General features: G+C 62.5%; 22 protein-coding genes. 5 read left to right on the top strand and 17 right to left on the bottom strand.

What is annotated here, in order from left to right; translation table 11 throughout:
- Positions 1-45: 45 nt before the first annotated feature.
- Positions 46-1275 (top strand): phosphoglycerate dehydrogenase, encoded by a 1230-nt coding sequence (serA, locus tag H621_RS0113200; protein WP_028943854.1) that lies wholly within the window; start codon positions 46-48, stop codon positions 1273-1275.
- Between the two features lie 83 nt (positions 1276-1358).
- Here serA and H621_RS0113195 read toward each other — a convergent pair whose 3' ends face one another.
- Positions 1359-1832, bottom strand: coding sequence for a DUF4399 domain-containing protein (locus tag H621_RS0113195; protein ID WP_028943853.1), 474 nt, complete (start codon positions 1830-1832; stop codon positions 1359-1361).
- A 227-nt stretch (positions 1833-2059) separates the two neighbouring features.
- Here H621_RS0113195 and H621_RS0113190 point away from each other — a divergent pair, with 227 nt between their 5' ends.
- The gene (locus H621_RS0113190; protein WP_028943852.1) at positions 2060-2827 is read left to right on the top strand and encodes a transporter substrate-binding domain-containing protein; all 768 of its coding nucleotides are present in this window, start codon (positions 2060-2062) and stop codon (positions 2825-2827) included.
- 66 nt (positions 2828-2893) lie between these two features.
- On the opposite strand, the gene H621_RS0113185 is transcribed toward H621_RS0113190, so the two are convergent.
- On the bottom strand, positions 2894-3400 hold the full coding sequence (locus tag H621_RS0113185; RefSeq protein ID WP_036989804.1) for a 2-thiouracil desulfurase family protein: 507 nt from the start codon (positions 3398-3400) through the stop codon (positions 2894-2896).
- Entirely contained in the window at positions 3381-4013 is a 633-nt protein-coding gene (locus tag H621_RS0113180; RefSeq protein ID WP_028943850.1) for a 2OG-Fe(II) oxygenase, read from the bottom strand. The genes H621_RS0113185 and H621_RS0113180 overlap by 20 nt, the downstream gene beginning before the upstream one ends.
- 113 nt (positions 4014-4126) lie before the next feature.
- On the opposite strand from H621_RS0113180, the gene H621_RS0113175 reads away from it, so the two are divergent.
- On the top strand, positions 4127-4876 hold the full coding sequence (locus H621_RS0113175; protein WP_028943849.1) for a DUF2059 domain-containing protein: 750 nt from the start codon (positions 4127-4129) through the stop codon (positions 4874-4876).
- Here the strand turns inward: H621_RS0113175 and bipL are convergent, their stop codons facing one another.
- Positions 4877-5818: a phospholipase BipL gene (gene bipL / locus H621_RS0113170; protein ID WP_028943848.1), complete on the bottom strand. Its 942-nt coding sequence runs from the start codon at positions 5816-5818 to the stop codon at positions 4877-4879.
- A 99-nt stretch (positions 5819-5917) separates the two neighbouring features.
- Between bipL and H621_RS0113165 the strand changes: the two genes are divergently transcribed.
- Complete coding sequence (locus tag H621_RS0113165; protein ID WP_028943847.1) at positions 5918-6487, top strand: DUF6436 domain-containing protein; 570 nt, start codon at positions 5918-5920, stop codon at positions 6485-6487.
- Here H621_RS0113165 and H621_RS0113160 read toward each other — a convergent pair.
- Positions 6466-7032, bottom strand: coding sequence for a sugar O-acetyltransferase (locus tag H621_RS0113160; protein ID WP_028943846.1), 567 nt, complete (start codon positions 7030-7032; stop codon positions 6466-6468). The genes H621_RS0113165 and H621_RS0113160 overlap by 22 nt on opposite strands.
- An 84-nt stretch (positions 7033-7116) precedes the next feature.
- Between H621_RS0113160 and H621_RS0113155 the strand changes: the two genes are divergently transcribed.
- Entirely contained in the window at positions 7117-9486 is a 2370-nt protein-coding gene (locus H621_RS0113155; protein WP_028943845.1) for a penicillin acylase family protein, read from the top strand.
- A gap of 325 nt (positions 9487-9811) precedes the next feature.
- On the opposite strand, the gene H621_RS0113145 is transcribed toward H621_RS0113155, so the two are convergent.
- From H621_RS0113145 to oscA, 12 genes are all read right to left on the bottom strand, one after another.
- Positions 9812-10597: a MetQ/NlpA family ABC transporter substrate-binding protein gene (locus H621_RS0113145; RefSeq protein ID WP_028943844.1), complete on the bottom strand. Its 786-nt coding sequence runs from the start codon at positions 10595-10597 to the stop codon at positions 9812-9814.
- Between the two features lie 128 nt (positions 10598-10725).
- Complete coding sequence (locus H621_RS0113140) at positions 10726-11667, bottom strand: sigma 54-interacting transcriptional regulator (RefSeq protein ID WP_028943843.1); 942 nt, start codon at positions 11665-11667, stop codon at positions 10726-10728.
- A gap of 64 nt (positions 11668-11731) precedes the next feature.
- Complete coding sequence (locus H621_RS0113135; protein WP_028943842.1) at positions 11732-12313, bottom strand: alpha/beta hydrolase; 582 nt, start codon at positions 12311-12313, stop codon at positions 11732-11734.
- A gap of 275 nt (positions 12314-12588) precedes the next feature.
- Positions 12589-12990, bottom strand: a complete 402-nt coding sequence (locus tag H621_RS0113130; protein WP_028943841.1) for an ExbD/TolR family protein — start codon at positions 12988-12990, stop codon at positions 12589-12591.
- A 1-nt stretch (position 12991) separates the two neighbouring features.
- Positions 12992-13714: a MotA/TolQ/ExbB proton channel family protein gene (locus H621_RS0113125; RefSeq protein WP_028943840.1), complete on the bottom strand. Its 723-nt coding sequence runs from the start codon at positions 13712-13714 to the stop codon at positions 12992-12994.
- Between the two features lie 26 nt (positions 13715-13740).
- The gene (locus tag H621_RS0113120) at positions 13741-14535 is read right to left on the bottom strand and encodes an energy transducer TonB (protein ID WP_028943839.1); all 795 of its coding nucleotides are present in this window, start codon (positions 14533-14535) and stop codon (positions 13741-13743) included.
- Positions 14536-14779: 244 nt separating this feature from the next.
- Positions 14780-17122, bottom strand: coding sequence for a TonB-dependent receptor (locus tag H621_RS0113115; protein ID WP_028943838.1), 2343 nt, complete (start codon positions 17120-17122; stop codon positions 14780-14782).
- A gap of 271 nt (positions 17123-17393) precedes the next feature.
- Positions 17394-18383, bottom strand: coding sequence for a sulfate/molybdate ABC transporter ATP-binding protein (locus tag H621_RS0113110; protein ID WP_028943837.1), 990 nt, complete (start codon positions 18381-18383; stop codon positions 17394-17396).
- Between the two features lie 3 nt (positions 18384-18386).
- Positions 18387-19259, bottom strand: coding sequence for a sulfate ABC transporter permease subunit CysW (gene cysW / locus H621_RS0113105; protein WP_028943836.1), 873 nt, complete (start codon positions 19257-19259; stop codon positions 18387-18389).
- Positions 19260-19273: 14 nt separating this feature from the next.
- On the bottom strand, positions 19274-20092 hold the full coding sequence (gene cysT, locus H621_RS0113100) for a sulfate ABC transporter permease subunit CysT (RefSeq protein ID WP_028943835.1): 819 nt from the start codon (positions 20090-20092) through the stop codon (positions 19274-19276).
- 88 nt (positions 20093-20180) lie between these two features.
- Positions 20181-21188 (bottom strand): sulfate ABC transporter substrate-binding protein, encoded by a 1008-nt coding sequence (locus tag H621_RS0113095; RefSeq protein WP_028943834.1) that lies wholly within the window; start codon positions 21186-21188, stop codon positions 20181-20183.
- 86 nt (positions 21189-21274) lie between these two features.
- Positions 21275-21457, bottom strand: a complete 183-nt coding sequence (gene oscA, locus H621_RS0113090; RefSeq protein WP_028943833.1) for a sulfur starvation response protein OscA — start codon at positions 21455-21457, stop codon at positions 21275-21277.
- Between the last annotated feature and the right edge of the window lie 138 nt (positions 21458-21595).

Here is a 21595-nt window from a genome sequence, read left to right as displayed (position 1 = left end):
GCTTCACTTCCCTGCCATTTTTCTCCGGGACACAGGTTTACGCAGATGAGCAAGACTTCTCTCGATAAGAGCAAGATCAAGTTCCTTCTTCTCGAAGGCGTCCACCAATCCGCCGTGGACGTCCTCAAGGCCGCCGGGTACAGCAACATCGAGTACCTCACTGGCTCCCTGCCAGACGCCGATCTGAAGGAAAAGATCGCTGATGCCCATTTCATCGGCATCCGCTCACGCACTCAACTGACCGAAGAGGTTTTCGACTGCGCCAAGAAACTGGTCGCTGTCGGCTGTTTCTGCATCGGTACCAACCAGGTCGACCTGGCAGCCGCTCGCGAGCGCGGTATCGCGGTGTTCAACGCACCTTACTCCAACACCCGTTCGGTCGCCGAGCTGGTGCTGGCCGAAGCGATCCTGCTGCTGCGCGGCATCCCTGAGAAAAACGCCTCCTGCCACCGCGGCGGCTGGATCAAGAGCGCAGCCAACTCCTTCGAGATCCGTGGCAAGAAGCTGGGCATCGTCGGCTACGGCTCGATCGGTACCCAACTGTCGGTCCTGGCCGAAGGCCTGGGCATGCAGGTGTACTTCTACGACACCATCACCAAGCTGCCGCTGGGCAATGCCACTCAGGTAGGCAACCTGCACGAGCTGCTGGCGATGTCCGACATCGTTTCGCTGCACGTACCGGAAACCGCCGCCACCCAGTGGATGATGGGCGAGAAGGAAATCCGTGCCATCAAGAAAGGCGGCATCCTGATCAACGCTGCTCGTGGCACCGTGGTCGAGCTCGATCACCTGGCCGCCGCGATCAAGGACAAGCACCTGATCGGCGCTGCCATTGACGTATTCCCGGTGGAGCCACGCTCCAACGACGAAGAGTTCGAAAGCCCGCTGCGTGGCCTGGACAACGTGATCCTGACTCCGCACATCGGTGGTTCCACCGCCGAGGCCCAGGCCAATATCGGCCTGGAAGTGGCCGAGAAGCTGGTCAAGTACAGCGACAACGGTACATCGGTTTCGTCGGTCAACTTCCCTGAAGTGGCCCTGCCGGCGCACCCAGGCAAGCACCGCCTGCTGCACATTCACGAAAACATTCCGGGTGTACTCAGCGAGATCAACAAAGTCTTCGCCGAAAACGGTATCAACATCTCCGGTCAGTTCCTGCAGACCAACGAGAAAGTCGGTTACGTGGTCATCGACGTTGACGCCGAGTACTCGGATCTGGCGCAAGAAAAACTGCAACAGGTCAAGGGCACCATTCGTTCCCGCGTACTGTTCTAAGTTATTCAGGCGACAAAAATCGCGGGGCAATCCCGCTCCTACGTAGTGTAGGAGCGGGATTGCCCCGCGATCGTTTCAGCCGCTTACTTCACAGTGACGGTAATCTTCTTCGATTCGACACTTGGCTTGAAGGGCACGTGGAACTTGTCGCCCAGTACCAGTTGCAGGGTGTGCTTGCCTGGGGTCAGGGTCAGCTCCACTTCAGTCTGTGCCTTGCCAAAGTGCAGCACTTGCGGGCCAGCTGGCAGAGGTGCCTTGTTCTCCGGCAGCAGGCTGGTCGGCAGTACCTGGTCGCTAGCCGGTTCCTTGTCGACGTCTACCAGCAGGTGGTGGTGGCCGGTATGCGGTGTCTGGTCACCCGCTGGCTTGAGCGCCATGCCCTCGATGCCGAACTTGACGGTGAAGGTCTTGTCGACCGTCGCGCCATCGGCTGGGGAGACGATGAAGACCTTGGCGTCTTTCGGCGGCTCCTGGCTCTTCAGGCCTTCGGCGGCGGCAAATACCGAGACTCCCATCAGCAGGCCGGCAACGGCAGCACGCGAAACTAGGCTTTTCATTCACTTCTCCTGTGATTTACTTCAATACCGTTGCCACTGAATCGAATGGCAACGACCTGTAACCATAGAACAAATGAATCAAAATATGTTCGGGAACACCGCAGGAAAATATTTCTCCTGGTATCTAACATCCAGGACAGGATGCGGTCCTAAGTTGCGCGCGACCGTGGCATCATCACAAAGCTGCGGCGACTGTCATTTTTACTGCCAAAAGGATTAAGGGGCTTATGCGTTTGACCATCGGGGTACTACTTGCCACCCTGCTCAGCCCATGGGCACATGCAGAACTGATCGACGACATCAATGACCGCGGCGAACTTCGCATTGCCGTCGAAGCCAACATGGCGCCGTTCAACTTCAAGAAAGACGAGAAACTGGCCGGTTTCGAGATCGAACTGGGTCAACTGCTGGCGAATGAACTCGATGTTCGCGCCGAGTTCGTCGTCACCGATCGGGACGACTTGCTGCCAGGCGTCGAAAGCGGCAAGTACGACATCGCCCTGAACCATGTCGCCATTACCCCGGAACTCAAGGAGCGCCTGGACTTCAGTGAGCCCTACGGTTATTCCAGTGCCCAGTTGATCGTGCGCAAGGAAGAAAAGCGCCCCCCGAGCACCCTCGATGCTCTCAAGGGACATAGCCTGGGCGTGGTCCAGGGCAGCCAGTTCGCCGAACAGGCGCGCGGCGTCGAAGGCGTTGACCTGCGCAGCTACCCGGATGCGACCCAACCGATCAAGGACGTGGCCAACGAGCAGATCGACGCGGCCATCAGCGACCGACTGCTGGTGCCCTTCGCCATTCGTGACAGCGAGCAGCACGTGACCAAAGGCGCCACTGTGGGGCCTATCCTGAGCCTGGCAATTCCGTTCCAGAAAGGTAACCCGGCCTTCCAGAGCGCCGTGGACAACGCCCTGCAACGGATAAAGGCCGATGGCCGACTGAGCGAACTGTCGCAGAAATGGTTCGGGATGGATGCCAGCAAGCCGCCGAAGTGAATTCAAGAACATCGCGGGGCAAGCCCGCTCCTGCCATCGTAGGAGCAGGCTTGCCCCACGAAAGCATTACAGCCGCCCCAACGCCAACGCGGCCGCCTCAAGCTCCAACTCACTGAACACCAGCACCCCTTCGCGGCGCAGCAATGCGGTCGTGACGCCTTCCCCCGCCACCTTGGTGCCGCTGAACGTACCGTCGTAGGTCAATTGGTTGCCACACGACGGGCTGCCCGCCTTGAGCACCGCAATCCGAATGCCGTGCTTGCGCACCAGCGCCAGCGCCATCTGCGCGCCGGCCACAAACTGCGCCGTGACATCCTCGCCCCCTACCGTGATGACCTGCGCATCACCCTCCAGCACAGCCGCCCCCTGGCCACCGGGAATTTCTGCAGGTGGGCGGGGCGTCGGCAAGCCGCCCGCCACTTCCGGGCACAACGGCACGATCCGGCCTTCGCCCTGCCATTGCTGCAACAGATCGGGATGACCACTGGAGCGCCCGTCATAGCGCACGGGCTGGCCGAGCAGGCAGGCGCTGACCAGCACCTTGTGCTGCGGCCTAGAAGGGTTCGTTGCCACGACGACGGAACCAGCCGGTCAGCGACAGGCGCTCGCGCTGTGCCGGCAGCACTTCATGGGGGATATCGCCCGACAGAAACACCACCAGGCAGCCGCCAATGGGCTGTACGTCATGCTCCACGTCGCCCTTGAGGGTCATGCGCAGTTGCCCGCCGTCCTCCGGCAGCCACTCGGGGTTGAGGTAAATCACCGCCGAGACCATGCGCCGGTCGTCGTCGCGAAAACGATCGAGGTGCTTGCGGTAGAACGCCCCTGGTGGGTACAGGGCGAAGTGGCACTCGAAGTCTTCCAACCCCAGGAACAGGCCGCGGTTGAGTGCTTCGCGCAGGCTGTCCATCAGGTTCAGGTACTGGTCGCAGGACTCGGCCTGGCCGGGTTCGAGCCACTGGATGTGGTCACCGCGAATACCCTCGCGCACCTCCTGGGAGGGCCCGCGGCCTACCGCCGCCGGCGCCAGCTCACCTTCGGCCGCACGTTTGCGGCATTCAGCCGCCAGCGCCAGGGTGAAGGGCCCTGGCAGGAAGAAGTTCTGCTGCGACCAGCCACAGGTGGCCAGGTCGTCGACAATACGCAACAGCAGCGGGTGATCAGAAGGTAAGTGCATGGCGCGCATAGTATCGATGTGCTGCGCAATCCGACAGCGCCACTTGGCTGAGAGTGTGCAATGGCGTCTCGACAAAGCCCGGCAAGGCCAAGACAATAGCGCCCTGCCGACAGGAGTCCTGAATGCGCCGTTTGTTTTTTCTGCTGATCATGATCTGCACCACGCCTGTCTGGGCAGACAGCCTCGACCAACTCTACAAGGTCGCCGGCTGGCCTGAGCAGCGCGCCCACTTTACCGATGCCCTCGATGCCGCCCAGCAGCGCTATCGCAATAGCTTGCCGCCTGCCGTTTACCAGGCGCTGGTCAATAACAGCAACCAGCGTTTCCAGGCCCAGGCCGTGGACCGGCGTGCGCAGGCACAATTGCGCGCCAACCTGAGCAACCCGGCACCCGCGCTGACCTTTTTCCAGTCGCCCCTGGGTCGCAAGATCGTCGCGGCCGAACTGCTGGCGACCCGTCGCGACCAACTGGCCAAGAACGCCAAGGGCTTGCCCAAGGTCGAGGCCAGCGACGACCGTCTGCTGATCATCGGCCACCTGGCCCAGGCCCTGCCCGCTCGCGAGGCCGGTGCCGAAGTCAGCCTGGCGATTGCCGGCGTTGCCGCCGACAGCTTGAGCCAGATGATCCCCGGCCTGCTCGGGGGTGGCCAGGCCCAGAGCCTGCTCGATGGCCAGCGCCAGCGACTGATGAGCCAGATCGGCAGCGAGTTGAACAACACCCTGCTGTACGTCTACCGCGACCTGACCGACGCCGAGCTTGAAGCCTTCGCCACCTTTGCCGAATCCAACGAAGGCCAGGCCTACTACAAGGCCGCCCTGGCGGCCATTCGCGCGGGCCTGGCGGTCGGGCAGAACACCTCTGACCTGAAGTGATCAGCCCAGGCGCTGGTCGATAAAGTCGAAGTAACGCTGTCGAATCGCCGGCAGCTCATTGGCCAGGTGGTGACGCGCCTCGGGGATCAGCAGTATCTCAGGCTCGGCAAATTTCTCCCGCAACACCTTGAGGTTGTGTGGCCAGTCGACGGTCATGTCGGACTCACCCTGGATAATCAACGGCCGCCGCGTGCTGGCAGGCGCCGCCTCGATGCGCTTGACCCATGCCACCAGCGCCCCCACCCAGGCGGTCGGCAAGCGCCGTGGCTGCAGCGGGTCAGCCTGCAGGAACGGCAGGAAGGTCGGGTCGTTGGAATTCTCGCTGAAGCGTCGCTCGATACCTTTGACGAACGGACGCAGCAAGCGATAGCTGAATTTCGACCAGCGCCACGAGCGTGGTCGCACCAGTGGCGCCAACAGGATTACCTCGCCCTGGGCCGGGCTTTGCGCGCCACTGTGCAGCAAATGATCGATGACAATCGCCCCGCCTGTGCTCTGTCCACACAAATGCCAGGGGTGCGGCAGCGCCAGCGCGTGGCCTTGTTCGAACAGCGCCTGCAGTACCTGCTGGTAGGTCGCGAAGTTGTCGATACTGGCCCGCTCGCCGCTGGACAGGCCGTGCCCCGGCAAGTCGCAGGCAATGACCGCGTAGTCCTGATCCAGCGCCCAATCGATGACATGGCGGTACAAACCCATGTGGTCATAGAAGCCATGCAACATCACCAGGGTCGCCACGGGTGCTGCAGGTATCCAGACCTGCCCGACCAGCTCGAAACCCGCGGCCTCGAAGCGCCCCAACCAGCGCTGCGGCTCTACCTTGCGCGCCGACAGATCGAGCCCGTAGTAGCGCTGATAGGCCTGGGCCTGCGCCGACAGTGGCTGACGCGCAACCAGAGGCGAGAGGCTGGCGCGTAACGAGTCGGGTTGAAATGACGCAGGCATAAGGATTTCCGAACACAAGAAGCGGGATATTGACCTGTGATATTCAGCTGTCGCCGGCAGCATGGCAAGCTAGGCGACATTTTCCGGAAAACCATCCCCATGCTCGCGCCTACCACCCGCACCTTGCTCGGCCTGCTTATCACCGCACTGTGCGCCGCGGGCCTGTGGTGGGCGTACGACAGCTTCCAGAATCGCTACCTGCGTACCTTCGACAACCAGACGGCGTTGTTTTCCGGCGATCGCCTGCAACTGCCGGACGCCATCGCCGGCCCCGGGCCGATCCGCCTGGTGCATTTCTGGGACCCGGCCTGCCCGTGCAACGTCGGCAACCAGCAGCACCTGGCCGAACTGATCGAACACTTCGGTGCCCAGGGCGTGGAGTTCTACGTCGTACAAAAGCCCGGCAGCCGTGGCCAGTTGCCGGCCACCTTGAGCGCCCTCAAGCCACTGGCCGATCTGCCAGGGACCGAACACCTGCCCGCCAGCCCCGCCGTGGCGATCTGGGACCGCCAGGGCAAGCTGGCTTACTTCGGCCCCTACAGCGAGGGGGCAACCTGCAATTCAAGCAACAGCTTTATCGAACCCATTCTTCTGGCGCTGAGCCAGGGGCGGTCAGTCAGTGCCACTCACACGATGGCGGTGGGGTGTTACTGCCCCTGGGCTGGCTGACGCATCCGCGCAGGATTCCCCACCACCGTCGAGCCCGCTGGCACATCACGAGTGACCACACTGCCGGCACCAATCACAGCGTTATCGCCAACCGTCACGCCGGGCAGGATGATTGCCCCACCGCCAATCCACACGTTGTTGCCGATCTTCACCGGCCGCCCGCTTTCCAGGCCGCTGCGGCGCAGCTCCGGGTCCATCGGGTGGTCGGCAGTGTAGAGCTGCACCGCCGGGCCGATCTGGCAGTCGTCGCCGATGCTCACCGGGCAGACATCGAGGATTACGCAGTTGAAGTTCATGAATACATTGCGACCCACGCTGATGTTGTACCCGTAGTCGCAATAGAACGGCGGGCGAATCACTGCGCCTTCACCCACTGCATGAAAGTGCTCCAGCAACAGGCCATGACGATGGTCATTGAGCAGCTCGACGCTGCCGTTGTAGCGCTGCATCCACAACTTGTTGGCGATCTGTTCGGCCTGCAGTTCCGGGCAGGTGGCGCGGTAGAGCTGGCCGGTGAGCATTTTCTGCTTTTCGCTGAGGTCCATGGTGCCTCCTTAGGGACTATCCTCTGTGCGCAAATACCTCGATGATCGGACCACATTGTCCGCCAAAAAGTACAAGGAGTTCTGATGAAGCGCAGCCTGACCTTCCTCGCCGTGGTCATTGCCGCGGCAGCCGGCGGCGGTTACTGGTATGTGCAGGGCAAGCTGCCGCAGCGTGAAGGCGAGGTGACCCTGGCCAGCCTGCAGGCCCCGGTCAGCGTGCGCTACGACGAGCGCGGCGTGCCGCATATCCAGGCCCTGAACGAGACCGACCTGTACCACGCCCTGGGCTACGTGCATGCCCAGGACCGCTTGTTCCAGATGGAGATCATCCGTCGCCTGGCCCGTGGCGAGCTGGCCGAAATCCTCGGCAGCAAGCTGGTGCCGACCGACACCTTGTTCCGTTCCCTGCGTATTCGCGAGCAAGCCGAACGCTATGTCGAACGCCAGGACAAGCAGTCGCCCGCCTGGCTCGCCCTGCAGGCTTACCTCGATGGCGTCAACGCCTGGCAGGCAAGCCATCCCAAACCCATGGAATTCGATGTGCTGGGCATCACGCCCCGGCCCTTCACCGCGCAAGACACCTTGAGCATCGCCGGCTACATGGCCTACAGCTTCGCCGCAGCGTTTCGTACCGAACCGGCAATGACCTACGTGCGCGATCAACTCGGTGCCGAGTACCTGAACATCTTTGACCTCGGCTGGAATCCCCAGGGCGCACTGCACAGCAGCCCGCCGCTGGCTGCCGCCGACTGGAAAAGTCTCGAGCACCTGGCCCGGGTCAGTCAGCAAGCCCTGAGCGAGGCCGGCATTCCCCACTACGAAGGCAGCAACGCCTGGGCCGTCTCCGGCAACCACACCCGAAGTGGCAAGCCGTTGCTGGCAGGCGACCCGCACATCAGCTTTGCCGTGCCGGCGGTGTGGTACGAGGCCGAACTGTCGGCGCCCGGCTTCAACCTGTATGGCTATCACCAGGCGCTCAACCCGTTTGCATCGCTTGGGCATAACCGTCAGTTCGGCTGGAGCCTGACCATGTTCCAGAACGACGATGTCGACCTGATCGCCGAGCAGGTCAACCCCGACAATCCCGATCAGGTGCGTATCAACGGCCAGTGGCAGCCGCTGGCCATTACCCAGGACAGCATCGCGGTGAAGGGGGAAGCACCGATCAGTATCACCCTGCGCCGCTCGCCCCACGGCCCCATCGTCAACGACGTGATCGGCAGCCACGCAGGCCCCACGCCGATTGCCATGTGGTGGGCCTTTCTGGAAACCGACAACCCGATTCTCGACGGCTTCTATCAGGTCAACCGCGCCGACACCCTGGACAAAATGCGCGCGGCAGCGGCGAAGATCCAGGCCCCCGGGCTCAACCTGGTGTGGGCCAACGCCAGCGGTGATATCGGCTGGTGGGCGGCGGCGCAGCTGCCGATTCGCCCGGCGGGGGTCGACTCGACCTTTATCCTCGACGGCAGCACACCCCAGGCCGACAAGCTCGGCTTCTATCCCTTCAGCGCCAACCCGCATCAGGAGAACCCAGCCAGCGGCTATATCGTCTCGGCCAACTACCAGCCACCCGCTGCCATGCCGATCCCGGGTTACTACAACCTTGCCGACCGTGGCCAGCAACTGGACCGCCACCTGGCCGACCCACAAGTCAAATGGGACACCCAGAACAGCCGGGCGCTGCAGCTCGACACCACCACCGGCTATGGCCAACGCACCCTGGCACCGTTGCTCGGCGTGCTGCGCGAAGTGGCCCAGGGCGATCAGGAGAAAGAGCTGGTCGAGCAACTGGCCAGCTGGAACGGCGACTACCCGCTGGACTCGGTCAACGCCACGCTGTTCAACCAATTCCTCTACGACCTGGCTTACGCGGCAATGCATGACGAACTGGGCGATGCCTGGTTCCAGACACTGCTCAGCGCCCGCGCCATCGACGCCGCCCTGCCACGCCTGGCCGCCGACGCCGAATCACCCTGGTGGGGGCTGCACGGCAGCAGCGAGCACGGCAGTCGCAGCGAAGCGGTGAAACGCGCCTGGCAGGCCAGCCTGGTCCACCTGCGCGAAACCCTGGGCAAAGACCCGGCCGACTGGCAATGGGGCAAGGCGCACACCCTGACCCATAACCATCCACTGGGGCTGCAGAAGCCGTTGAACCTGCTGTTCAATGTCGGTGCCTTTGCCGCACCGGGCAGCCATGAAGTGCCCAATAACCTCTCGGCGAAAATCGGCCCGGCACCCTGGCCGGTCACCTATGGGCCATCGACCCGACGCCTGATCGACTTCGCCGATGCCGGGCAGGCCCTGACCATCAACCCGGTCGGGCAAAGCGGTGTGCTGTTCGACAAGCACTATGCCGACCAGGCCAAGGACTATATCGAGGGGCAGTATCACCAGGCGCAATTGGGGGAGGTTGCGGCACAGAGCACCTTGAGGCTGGTGCCAGGGCGTTAGGCTGGTTGCGACCCCTAGCCGCTGCCGCCAGGCTGTGATCGGCCGTGAAGCGGACGTCGAAGTTTCATGGCGGCAGCGGCTACGGGAAGCCTGTGACAAGCCGCCATTGCAAATTGATTGGTGGCACCGGGATCTTTCGGCCATGCGCGCACTCCAAGCGCTATCGCTTGTCCCTCAAGGCAGAACACAACAATGAACAACACTGCGCAGCACGATCCCCAGGACCTGTTGAAACTCTTGGCTGCGCTGATGCGCGCCGTACGCAAAAACGCCGACGCGGCTTAGCCTGCGTCGGCGTTTTTTGTGCAGCCCGGACTGCGGCGAATCAGAACGCCGGCAGTACCGCACCGCTGTATTTCTTCTCGATGAAGCTCTTCACTTCAGGGCTGGTCAAGGCCTTGGCCAGCTTCTGGATCGCCTCGCTGTCCTTGTTGTCCGGACGGGCCACCAGGAAGTTCACGTACGGCGAATCGGCGCCTTCGATCACCAGCGCGTCCTTGGCCGGGTTCAAGCCAGCTTCCAGGGCGTAGTTGGTGTTGATCATGTCCAGGTCCACCTGATCCAGTACGCGCGGCAGCATGGCCGACTCAAGCTCGCGGAACTTCAGTTTCTTCGGGTTCTCGGCGATGTCTTTCGGGGTCGCCAGGGCATTCTTCGGGTCTTTCAGGGTGATCAGGCCCGCCTTCTGCAACAGCAACAGGGCACGACCGCTGTTGCTGCCTTCGTTAGGAATGGCGACGGTGGCGCCTTCCTTCAGTTCGCTCAGGCTCTTGATCTTCTTGGAGTAGCCACCGAAAGGCTCGACGTGGACGCCGATCACGGTTTCCAGGTGGGTGCCCTTACCTTCGTTGAAGTTCTTCAGGTATGGCAGGGTCTGGAAGTAGTTGGCGTCCAGACGCTTCTGGTCGACCTGCACGTTAGGCTGCACATAGTCGGTGAACACCTTGATCTCCAGGTCCACACCTTCTTTGGCCAGGGTCGGTTTGATCAGCTCGAGAATCTCGGCGTGCGGCACAGGGGTGGCAGCAACCACCAGTTTCTCGCCCGCCTGGGCGAAACCTGCAACCGACAGTGCGGTCGCCAGAGCAGTGAACAACAGAGCCTTTTTCATGCGCAGTCCTTATTCGAATACGTGGCCATCAGTCGACGGCAAATTGGGTTGCCAGCACTTTGCTAGCTGGCTTGAAGCGGACAATACCGAGATTCTTTATGCCGCAACAATATCTTTTACTTAGCTTCTTATTCCTTTTTTGACGCAAGCTGCACTAGCACGTGCTCCAGCAAGCCCTGCACCGCACTCAGCTCATGTGGCTCGCCCCAGGCGCAGAGGTGATCCAGCTGCCTGGCCAGCACTTGCAGCGGTGTGGGCAGGTTCAGGTGCTGGGGCAGAATCTCTTCGCCACTGCTGACCAGCAAGGCGAAATGAATGACGTTTTCCAACTCCCGGGTATTGCCCGGCCAGCTGTGCAATTCCAGCACCCGCTGCGCCGCTTCGCTGATCAGCGGTACCGGCAGGTTCAGCCGCGGGCTGTAGATACCGACGAAATACTCGGCCAACGGCAGGATGTCACCCACCCGCTCACGCAACGCTGGCAGCTCCAGGCGGCCCTCGCGCAAATAGTGATAGAGCCGCTCGTGGAACTTGCCGGCATTGACCGCTTCCGCCAGATCGATACTCGATGCCGCCACCAGCCGCACATCCACCGGGTGAGGTTGCTGGGCACCAACGCGGGTGACTTCATGGTTTTCCAGGGCGGCGAGCAGCTTGACCTGGATCGCCAGCGGCAAATCGGCGATCTCGTCCAGATAAAGCGTGCCGCCGTTGGCCGAGCCGAACCAGCCGGCGCGGCTGCTGGCCGCCCCACTATGGGCCCCGGCGCTATAGCCGAACAACTCGGCGTCGGCGTAGGTAGGACTGATGGCGGCGCAGTTGACCGAAACGAACAGGCCGCCACGATCGCTGGCCCGGTGGATCTGACGGGCCAGCAACTCCTTGCCGGTGCCGGTCTCGCCGCGAATCAGCACCGGCAACGCCAGCGGCGCCAGCAGCTCCAGCTCTTCGCGCAGTTGCCGCGAACGCGGGTCGACGAACACCAGCGCCTTGGCGCGGATGCTCAGCGGGCTTTTGTCCTGCTCGGGGAAGGTCAGCAATGGCTGCCCCAGGGTGTCGTGAGTACTCATGGCAAACTCCCGCCCTCGGCACCTGAGGCCGGGCGTCGGATCTGGCGAAGGTCAGCGCCCGGAATCAGGCGCGGCGAAGGGCGTGCTGTTCGAGGCGGCTCTGCAGGCGGTACAGGTAGGCGAAACCTTGTTCCCAGCGACGGTGCCCGGATTTGACGTTGATATGCCCGGCACCGGCCAGAAAGCCCGCCTCGGCGCCCCACGCCCGGGCCAGTTGCATGGCACGCGGGGCACTGACGGCCGGGTCGTTGTCGGAGCTGACCACCTGGCTTGGAAACGGCAACAACTGCTGTGGAATCGGGGCGAAGTTGCGCAGGACGTCGGCGCAGGTGGGGCGCTCGACATCGGCCGGCGCCACCAGCAAGGCGCCACGAACGCGACGCAGCAGGTTCACACTGGCGTGTGCAGCCCAATGGGCGACGGTAATGCAGCCCAGGCTGTGGGCAATCAGGATCACCGGCGAATCGTCAGCGGCGACCGCCTGTTCCAGTGCCGCAACCCAGTCCTCACGCGTTGGCGTCAGCCAGTCGGCCTGCTCGACCCGAGCGCTGTTGGGCAGCACCTGCTGCCAGTGACTCTGCCAATGATCCTCTGGCGAACCTTGCCAGCCCGGCACAATCAGGTAACGGATCGACTCATTGCGCATGGGAACGCCTCCTGCTGGTTTGCGTACATGAGGTCAAGTATAGGGAGGTGGTTATATTCGTAAAGGAATAAGAAGCTATTTATTAATAACCAAAACCATAGTGCTTGTCGCCGCTGCCGCCAGGCTGCGATCGACTGCGCAGCAGTCGCCCAGGAACCTCCACGACCGCTTCGCGGCCGATCGCAGCCTGTCGGCCGCGGCTACGAGGGCAGTGCTACAGGCACAAAAAAGGGACCATCCCCTGCCACAGAAATGGTCCCTGAAGTCTTGCTCGTTCAGCGGGCGGTGATCACCGCCAGTTTGGTAATGCCCGCACGCTCGATGGCCGCCATGGCCCGCGCCACTTCGCCGTAGTTCACACCATCATCAGCCTGCAGCTGCACGCGCAGCTCCGGGTCCTTGGCCTTGGCGCTCTGCAGGCTGGTCTCCAGCAGGTCGGGCTGGATCTCGTCCTTGTTGATGAACAACTTGCCGCCGCCGTCGATGCTCACCACTAACGGGTCCTTCTGCTCCACCGGCGCCACGGCCTCGGTCTTGGGCAGGTTAATGGGGATGGCGTTGGTCAGCAGGGGCGCGGTGACGATGAACACCACCAGCAGCACCAGCATCACATCCACCAGCGGGGTTACGTTGATCTCGCTGAGTACTTCGTCGCTGTCCTGGGTCGAGAACGCCATGTCAGGAGGCCTCCTTCACTTTTTGCGCACGGGTACCGGCTGCCTTGTAGGCCGCAGGGTGGACCAGCACGCGGAAGGCACTCTTCTGCGCCAGGCTGTAGAAATCGTGGGCGAAGTCATCGAGGTCGGCGGCGGTGAGTTTCAGGCGACGCAGGAAGTAGTTGTAAACCAGCACCGCCGGCACCGCGACGGCAATCCCCACGCCCGTGGCCACCAGCGCCGCACCAATGGGCCCGGCCACAGTTTCAAGGCTGGCAGAGCCCGCTGCACTGATGCCCTTGAGGGCTTCCATGATGCCCCAGACCGTACCGAACAGGCCGATGAAGGGCGAGGTGCTGCCGATACTGGCGACTACCGCAAGGCCCGTTTCCAGCGAGCGTCGTTCACGCACGATCTGCTGACGCAGGGCGCGTTCCAGGCGGTCCTGATGATTGATGGCCTGGCTCAGGTCGCTGGCCTGGCCAGGCTCGCCCACAGCAATGGCGGCGTAGCCGGCCTGGGCCACGCGGGCAGCCGCCCCGGGTTGGCTGTCACTCAGTTCTGCGGCGGCATCCAGGCTGGACGCCGCCCAGAATTGCTTGTGAAAACGCTTGTCCTGATTCTTCAGGCGTACGAACTGCACACCCTTGACCAGGGCCAGGCCCCAGGTGATGACAGAGAAGCCCACCAGCAGCCAGATCACCGCGCTTTCGATGGATTCGAGGGGGGATGCCAATAACGTCATGTCAGTACTCTCTCTGTTAGCGCGAATTAGTGAATCTTGAATTCGATCGGGACGCTGACCCAGCCGTCCTGGGCCACCTCGCCCTGCTTGGCCGGAACAAAGCTCCAGCGCTTGACCGCCGCCAGTGCGGCATCGTCGAGCGCCTGGCGACCGCTGCTTTTCTGCAACTGGATCTCACCCGGCTTGCCACTGGCCAGCACCTGCACCCGCAGCAGCACCGTGCCTTCCCAGCCGCGGCGGTGAGCCAGGGCCGGGTATTCCGGTGCCGGGTTCTTCAGGTACCCGGCGTCGGCCGAGGCCGGCGTCACTGGTGCCGGTGCAGGCGGCGCCGGTGGGGCGGCCGGTTGCGCTGGCGCCGGGGGTTGCTCGACGGCCTTTGGTGCAGGTTTTGGAGCCGGCTTGGGCACGGGCTTGGGTTTAGGTTTGGACACAGGTTTGGGTGCAGGCTTGGCGGCCAACTCATCGATCACCGGTGGTGGCGGCTCCACCACTGCTGGCGGTGGCGCGGGTGGAGGGGGTTGCACCACCGGCGGTGCCGGCTGCGAGAACTCAATAGTCATCGGTGGAATTTCCGGCGGCACCACCGGCAACACCGGCGTCGGCGCCTGGCTCACCCAGTAAGCCACCGCGCCATGCAAGGCCAGGGCGAAAATCCCCAAGAGGACTTTTTCCCGGCGCCCCAGGGTGCTTTTCGGGGTGCGCTGCAGGCGCTGGTACGCCAGCGGCAGGCGGTGTGGTCGGCCGAGGTCGACCAGCTCACCGCTCGGCGTCTGGCGCCAGAGCACATCGAGCGCGGTGGCAGCGGTCTGGACATTACCCATTGATCAACTCCCGGGATCTCGTTCGTTTCATCGAAGGCAGCTCATTTGCCTTCGCTGGACAGAATCATCGCTGCGCACTGCTTATTTCTTAAAGTAATCTTTGAAGTTATCAATAGAAGTTTAAGGAATATAAAAATCGACCTTGCCGCTCAACGCCACGCCGTTCAAGGCCTGGCGTCAAGCACCAGATCTGCCATGCCTGCAGCGCATGAAAAGTATTCGGTGCAGGCATGGAAAACCGTCTTCAAAAGTCGTAGCGACCGGTCAAGCCCAGGGTTCTTGGCGTGCCCGGCAGCCCTTCATAGCCACCGTTGGCGGCGCTCCAGAGGGTGGTGTAGTAGGTCTTGTCGAAGGCGTTCTTCAGCCACAGCGAGACGTCCCACTGGTCCTGCCCCAAGTCGCCGCGCAGGCCGGTCGAGAGATTGACCACCGCATAGCTGGGGATCTGCGCATAGTCGGAGTCCTCCACCGTGCCTACCGCCTTGGAGCGGAACGCATAGCTGGCGGTGACGTAGGGCTGCAGGCCATTGTCCAGGTCCCACTGGTACTGGCCGTTGGCGTTGCCGATCCACTTCGAGGCGCCGACCACCTGATGCCCGGTGAGGTCGCAGGCCGCCGGGGCACCCGGCTGCAAGGCGACTTCCGGCGCGCACGGGGCATCCTTGTAAGAGAGGTAGCGAACGTCGTTGTAAGAGCCGTTGAGGTTCAAGGTCAGGCCACGCAACGGCACCAGGGTGCTTTCCACCTCCACCCCTCGAGAGCGCACGGAACCGGCGTTGGTCAGGTATTGCACGCGGTTGGCTTCGTCGTAGGCGTTAGTCTGGTAGCCGTGGACTTCGGTCCAGAACAGGTTGGCGTTGAGTTGCAGGCGACGGTCCCAGAGCGTGCTCTTGAAACCCAGTTCAGCGTTGTTGGCGCGTTCGGTGCCTACCAGCAGCGAGTCGGCCCCGGCGACTGGCGCGGTGGCCACCGCCAGGTTCACCCCACCCGACTTCTCGCCATGGGACAGGGTGGCGTAGCCGAGCAGGTCGTCGGTAAAGCGATAGCTCAGGTTCAGTAGGCCCGAAGGGCTGAAGCTGTACTGGTTCAGGTCGCCCGAGTCATAAGCACCCACACGCCCCTGGCGAGCAGCCGCGGCGGCACCGCTGACGGCAGCACCACCCACCGGTGCCGCACGGTCGACCCAGGCGCTTTTTTCTTCATAGGTGCCACGGATGCCCGCCGTGAAGTCCAGGCGCTCGGTGAGGTGCCAGGTGCCCTGGGCAAACAGCGCGAAACTGTCGGTGTCGATATGCCCTTTGCCCAGAGTGGTGACATTGGCCAAGGCGCCCGCCGGGGTGCCGTTCCAGATATCCGCCTGGGGTCCGTAGTAGACGAAGGATTTGTTATCCAGGTCGGAGCCGAAGTAGTAGGCGCCCAGCACATAGTCGAAGAACCCGCCGGTCGGCGAGGCCAGGCGAAACTCCTGGGAGTACTGCTTGTCGCGCACCGAAACACCGGAGTTGTAAGCGGCTGGTACGTTCAGGCCATCGTCGTTGCGGGGGGTGAAGTCCCACCAGCGGTAGGCGCTGACCGAGGTCAGGGTGAAGTCGTTGTCCAGGGTCCAGTTGGCCTCCAGCGAAGTGCCGCCCTGGAACACGGTGACCTGTTGATCGGTATCGAGATTCACCTTGCGTTTGCTGCCATCAATCAGCGTGGCCCCCGCCGCCTGGGCACGGGCCTCGTAGCGATTGACACCGTTGATGGTCGGGCCGGTGCTGTACAGCAGGCGGGTGCCGGCGCTGGAGTCCTCTTCGTTGTAGTCGCCGATCCAGCGCAGGTTGAACTGCTCGCTGGGCTTGTACAGCAACTGCCCACGAAAGCCCTGGCGGGCACCGCCATTGAGGGTGTGGCCGTCGTATTCGTTCTTGATGTCGCCGTCGTTGCGGGTGCGGTAGGCCGAAATACGTCCGGCCAGGGTTTCGCTCAAGGGACCGGACAACGTGCCCTTGGTCTGGAAGTAGCCATCCTCGCCCACTGAAGTCTCGATGCTGCGCTCCGGCGTGAAGCTCGGCGCCCGGGTGCTGATGTTGATGACGCCCGCCGTGGTGTTCTTGCCGAAGAGGGTGCCCTGCGGACCGCGCAGCACTTCCAACTGCTCGATGTCCATCAGGTCGAACACCGCCATCCCCGGCCGCCCCAGGTAGACGTTGTCCAGGTACAGGCCGACGCTGCCCTCCAGGCCATCGCTGGCCGGGTTGTTGCCCAGGCCACGGATCGACACGCTGGACTGGCGCGCATGCATGTAGGCCACGTTGACGCTGGGCACCAGCTGCTGCAGGTCCTGGATGCGGTACACCCGCTGGCTTTCCAGGGCCTGGCCGTCGAGTACGCTGATGGGGGTCGGTACGCTCTGGGCGCTCTCTTCGCGGCGCCGGGCGGTCACCGTGACCGTCTTGAGCTGGCTGTCGCTGGCCTTGACCTCGGCCTTTTCCGGCGTTGCCGCCTGAGCCGGTAGCCAGTGCGCGCTGCCGGCCAGCAGCAAGGCCAGGGGCAGGCGTTGGAGTCGCCTTGAAGAAAGGGGTGCGGCGCGAAAGGACGGGCTCATGGGCGGCTCCTGATCAGGAAGGCATATTCCTGTTGGTTATTTATTTATTAATTGAAATATTTAAACTGAATAAGAGATTGCCTTTATAAGGAGTCCACCCACGGCAGGGCAAATGCCTTTGGCCGATACTTTTTATGAGGAAAATGCATGAGAAAGTTTGCCGGCGGGCACGGTTGGGCCTGCCGGAAGGCGAGGTGTTCAGCGGGGGCGGGGGAATGATCGCGGGGCTAGCCTGCTCCTACAGGTAGGAGCAGGCTAGCCCCGCGACAGGTCAGATGTTGGCGACTTTTTGCCAGACCTTGGGCTTGAAGAACAACGTCTCGCCACGGGCCAGGCCCGTCAGGCTGTCGTGGTCCTTGACCACTTCGGCTTCGATCAGGTCACTCTGCCCTTCAACCTTCAAGGTCACCCGGGTGGTCGCGCCCAGCGGACGGATATCACGCACTTCAGCCGCATGGTGTCCTTCGATTTCATGCCGCGACAATGACACTTCATGCGGGCGGAACAGTACGTGATGGCCTTCGCTCAGGTGCAGGCGGTTGGAATCGCCCAGGAAGTGATAAACGAAATCACTGGCCGGGTTCTCGTATACCTCGCCCGGCGAGCCGATCTGTTCGATCACGCCCTTGTTCATCACCACGATGCGGTCGGCGACTTCCATGGCCTCTTCCTGGTCGTGGGTGACGAACACCGAAGTCAGGTTGATGTCTTCGTGCAGGCGCGCCAGCCAGCGGCGCAGCTCTTTACGCACCTTGGCATCCAGGGCACCGAAAGGCTCGTCGAGCAGCAGTACCTTGGGCTCCACCGCCAGGGCTCGGGCCAGAGCGATACGCTGGCGCTGGCCGCCGGAGAGCTGCTCGGGATAGCGGTCGCTGAGCCAGTCGAGCTGAACCATGTTCAGCAGCTCATGGACCTTCTCGGCAATCCTGCTTTCGGTGGGTCGCTCGCCCTTGGGCTTCATGCGCAGGCCGAAGGCGACGTTGTCGAACACACTCATGTGGCGGAACAGGGCGTAGTGCTGGAATACGAAACCGACGTTGCGGTCCCGCACGTCGTGACCAGAGACATCTTCGCCGTGGAACACGATGTTGCCCTGGTCGGGGGTTTCCAACCCGGCGATGATCCGCAGCAACGTGGTTTTGCCGCAGCCGGACGGGCCGAGCAATGCCACCAGCTCGCCGCTGTGGATATCCAGGTTGATGCTGTCCAGGGCCTGGAAAGCGTTGAAGCGCTTGCTGACGTTACGAACTTCGATCGACATGAATTATTCCTCCGCTGCGCTGTGGCGCAGACGGTTAATGCGGGACTCGCTCCACTGCTTGAGCAGCAGGATGAAGAGCGCCAGGATCAGCAACAGGCTGGCCACGCTGAAAGCCGCAACATGGTTGTATTCGTTGTAGAGGATCTCGACGTGCAGCGGCAAGGTGTTGGTCACCCCGCGAATATGCCCGGAAACCACCGACACCGCACCGAACTCACCCATCGCCCGCGCGGTACACAGCACCACGCCGTAGATCAGGCCCCATTTGATGTTGGGCAGGGTCACGTGCCAGAACATCTGCCAGCCGTTGGCCCCGAGCAGGCGCGCGGCCTCCTCTTCCTGGGTGCCCTGCTCCTGCATCAGCGGGATCAGTTCACGGGCGACAAAAGGCACGGTGACGAAGATGGTCGCCAGCACGATACCCGGCAAGGCGAAGACGATCTGGATGTCGTGGTCCTGCAGCCACGGCCCGAACAGGCCCTGGGCGCCGAACATCAGCACATAGACCAGACCGGCGATCACCGGCGACACCGAGAATGGCAGGTCGATCAGGGTGACCAGGATGCTCTTGCCACGGAAGGTGTACTTGCTCACACACCAGGCCGCGCTGACCCCGAACACCAGGTTCAGCGGCACCGAGATGGCTACCGCGATCAGGGTCAGCTTCAGGGCCGACAGCGCGTCGGGCTCGAAGATCGCCTCGAAGAACGTGCCCAGGCCCATTTTCAGGCCCTGGGACACCACGATCACCAGCGGCAGCAGCAGGAACAGCCCGAAGATCAGCCAGGCAAGGCCGATCAGGACGCGTCGCGATGTAGCGCTGCCACGGCGGGCGGCGTTGGCCGAAGCGGCCGCGCCAATTGAAGATGCAGACATATGCGTGGCCTCCTTCAAGGGGTTTCGATGCGCCGCTGCAGCAGGTTGATCAGCAGCAACAGGATGAAGGAAACCACCAGCATCAACACGCCGATGGCAGTGGCGCCGGTGTAGTCGTATTGGTCGAGCTTGACCATGATCAGCAGCGGCAGAATTTCGGTTTTCATCGGCATGTTGCCGGCGATGAAAATCACCGAGCCGTATTCACCGACACCGCGGGCGAAGGCCAGGGCAAAGCCGGTCAGCCAGGCAGGCAACAGCGCTGGCAGCAACACATAGCGGAACACCTGCAGCGGCTTGGCACCCAGACAGGCGGCGGCTTCCTCGACTTCGCGCGGGATGTCGGCCAGTACCGGCTGCACCGTGCGCACCACGAATGGCAAGGTCACGAAGGTCAGGGCCAGGGTGATGCCCAACGGCGTGTAGGCAATCTTGAAGCCCAGGTCGGTGGCGAACTGGCCAACCAGGCCTGCTGGCGCATACAGCGCGGTCAGGGCGATACCGGCAACGGCGGTGGGCAAGGCGAACGGCAGGTCGATCATCGCCTCGATGATCTTGCGCCCCGGGAAGGTATAGCGCACCAGCACCCAGGCCAGCAGGGTGCCGATGATGCCGTTGATGATGGCGGCGAACAGTGCAGTGCCAAAGCTCAGCTTGAGCGCGGCCAGAACCCGCGGTGCGCTGACGATGGCCCAGAACTGCTCCCAGGTGAGTTGACTGGCATGCACGAACATGGCCGCCAGCGGTATGAGCACAATCAGACTGAGGTACACCAAGGTGTAGCCCAGCGTCAGCCCGAAGCCGGGTATGACGGGGGAGATGCGACGTGACATAAAGGTCCCTGGTTGAACGCACGAAGCCCGGAAATCATCCCGGGCCCATGCTGGCTACTGAACGGCGATTATCCTGACGGCCATCTGATCACTGCGCCGTGTAGATCTGGTCGAACACACCACCATCGTTGAAGAACTTGGGCTGGGCAGTTTTCCAGCCACCGAAGTCTTTGTCGATAGTCACCAGGTCCAGTTTCGGGAACTGTTTGGCGTATTCGGCAGCAACGCTGGCATCACGTGGGCGGTAGAAGTTGTCGGCGGCAATTTTCTGGCCTGCCGGGCTGTACAGGTATTCGAGGTAGGCCTTGGCAATGTCGGCATTGCCTTTTTTCTCGGCGTTCTTGTCGACCACGGTCACCGGTGGCTCGGCGAGGATCGACAGCGACGGCACGACGATCTCGAACTTGTCGTTGCCACCGTCCTCCTTGAGCGCCAGGAAGGCTTCGTTTTCCCAGGCCAGCAACACGTCACCCTGACCATTGTTGACGAAGGTGATGGTCGAGCCACGGGCACCGGTGTCCAGTACCGGGACGTGCTTGAACAGTTGCTGCACGTATTCCTGTGCCTTGGCTTCGCTGCCGCCGGCCTTCAGGCCATAGGCCCACGCGGCAAGGAAGTTCCAGCGTGCCCCGCCGGAGGTTTTCGGGTTCGGAGTAATGACCGAGACGTCTTTCTTGATCAGGTCGCCCCAGTCCTTGATGCCTTTGGGATTGCCCTTGCGTACCAGGAACACGATGGTCGAGGTGTAGGGCGTGCTGGCCTCGGGCAGGCGGTTCTGCCAGTTGTCCGGCAGGGTCTTGCCCAACTTGGCCACCTCGTCGATGTCGCCGGCCAGGGCCAGGGTCACCACGTCGGCGCGCAGGCCGTCGATCACGGCCCGGGCCTGCTTGCCCGAACCACCATGGGACTGCTGGATCTTCACCTTGTCGTCCGGGTGCGTCTGCTGCCAGTGCTTGATGAACTCGGCGTTGTACTGCTGATACAACTCGCGGGTCGGGTCATAGGACACGTTCAACAGCTCGTAGTCCTTGGCGATGGCGGAACCGGCAAACACGGCGCTGGCGAGGGCGGCCAGGGCATAACGGCGAATGGACATGGTGAAGCTCCCGATTGGCGTATTTTTTTAATTAGGTGGCGCGTTTATCGCGGGGCAAGCCCGCTCCCACAGGGCTCGGCCCGATATCAGCCGGGCTTGTTGCCGGGATTTTGCAGGCGGAACTTTTCCTTGCGTTCGATCTGGACGACCTGGGCGTTGTGCACGGTGATCTCCACCGCACCGAACCGCAGGTCGCGCAGGGCGCTCTGGATTTCGCGCAGAATGGTGGCTTCGTCCTGACCGTCAACGCTACGCAGAGATGCGCTCATGCTCGTGCTCCTGTGAACTAAGAGGTGCCGTGCAGTAGCGTGAGGGAGAAGCGACTGCGCCTGGCTTGAGGGCAATCTTAGGGGGGCATGATTATTCTTAAAAATACTATTTAAGAATTTTTATATAACCAAAAACAA

The sequence above is a fragment of the Pseudomonas vranovensis DSM 16006 genome, from assembly GCF_000425805.1.
GTDB lineage: Bacteria > Pseudomonadota > Gammaproteobacteria > Pseudomonadales > Pseudomonadaceae > Aquipseudomonas > Aquipseudomonas vranovensis.
This window is presented reverse-complemented; position numbering and strand designations above follow the sequence as displayed.

Coding starts and splice junctions, on each gene's coding strand:
- H621_RS0113160 (WP_028943846.1), bottom strand. CDS start 7,032: ATGGACCTCAGCGAAAAGCAGAAAATGCTCACCGGCCAGCTCTACCGC.
- H621_RS0113175 (WP_028943849.1), top strand. CDS start 4,127: ATGCGCCGTTTGTTTTTTCTGCTGATCATGATCTGCACCACGCCTGTC.
- H621_RS0113145 (WP_028943844.1), bottom strand. CDS start 10,597: ATGAAAAAGGCTCTGTTGTTCACTGCTCTGGCGACCGCACTGTCGGTT.
- H621_RS0113110 (WP_028943837.1), bottom strand. CDS start 18,383: ATGTCGATCGAAGTTCGTAACGTCAGCAAGCGCTTCAACGCTTTCCAG.
- cysT (WP_028943835.1), bottom strand. CDS start 20,092: ATGTCACGTCGCATCTCCCCCGTCATACCCGGCTTCGGGCTGACGCTG.
- H621_RS0113165 (WP_028943847.1), top strand. CDS start 5,918: ATGCTCGCGCCTACCACCCGCACCTTGCTCGGCCTGCTTATCACCGCA.
- H621_RS0113190 (WP_028943852.1), top strand. CDS start 2,060: ATGCGTTTGACCATCGGGGTACTACTTGCCACCCTGCTCAGCCCATGG.
- H621_RS0113125 (WP_028943840.1), bottom strand. CDS start 13,714: ATGACGTTATTGGCATCCCCCCTCGAATCCATCGAAAGCGCGGTGATC.
- H621_RS0113120 (WP_028943839.1), bottom strand. CDS start 14,535: ATGGGTAATGTCCAGACCGCTGCCACCGCGCTCGATGTGCTCTGGCGC.
- H621_RS0113180 (WP_028943850.1), bottom strand. CDS start 4,013: ATGCGCGCCATGCACTTACCTTCTGATCACCCGCTGCTGTTGCGTATT.
- H621_RS0113140 (WP_028943843.1), bottom strand. CDS start 11,667: ATGAGTACTCACGACACCCTGGGGCAGCCATTGCTGACCTTCCCCGAG.
- oscA (WP_028943833.1), bottom strand. CDS start 21,457: ATGAGCGCATCTCTGCGTAGCGTTGACGGTCAGGACGAAGCCACCATT.
- H621_RS0113115 (WP_028943838.1), bottom strand. CDS start 17,122: ATGAGCCCGTCCTTTCGCGCCGCACCCCTTTCTTCAAGGCGACTCCAA.
- H621_RS0113130 (WP_028943841.1), bottom strand. CDS start 12,990: ATGGCGTTCTCGACCCAGGACAGCGACGAAGTACTCAGCGAGATCAAC.
- cysW (WP_028943836.1), bottom strand. CDS start 19,259: ATGTCTGCATCTTCAATTGGCGCGGCCGCTTCGGCCAACGCCGCCCGC.
- serA (WP_028943854.1), top strand. CDS start 46: ATGAGCAAGACTTCTCTCGATAAGAGCAAGATCAAGTTCCTTCTTCTC.
- H621_RS0113195 (WP_028943853.1), bottom strand. CDS start 1,832: ATGAAAAGCCTAGTTTCGCGTGCTGCCGTTGCCGGCCTGCTGATGGGA.
- H621_RS0113095 (WP_028943834.1), bottom strand. CDS start 21,188: ATGTCCATTCGCCGTTATGCCCTGGCCGCCCTCGCCAGCGCCGTGTTT.
- bipL (WP_028943848.1), bottom strand. CDS start 5,818: ATGCCTGCGTCATTTCAACCCGACTCGTTACGCGCCAGCCTCTCGCCT.
- H621_RS0113135 (WP_028943842.1), bottom strand. CDS start 12,313: ATGCGCAATGAGTCGATCCGTTACCTGATTGTGCCGGGCTGGCAAGGT.
- H621_RS0113155 (WP_028943845.1), top strand. CDS start 7,117: ATGAAGCGCAGCCTGACCTTCCTCGCCGTGGTCATTGCCGCGGCAGCC.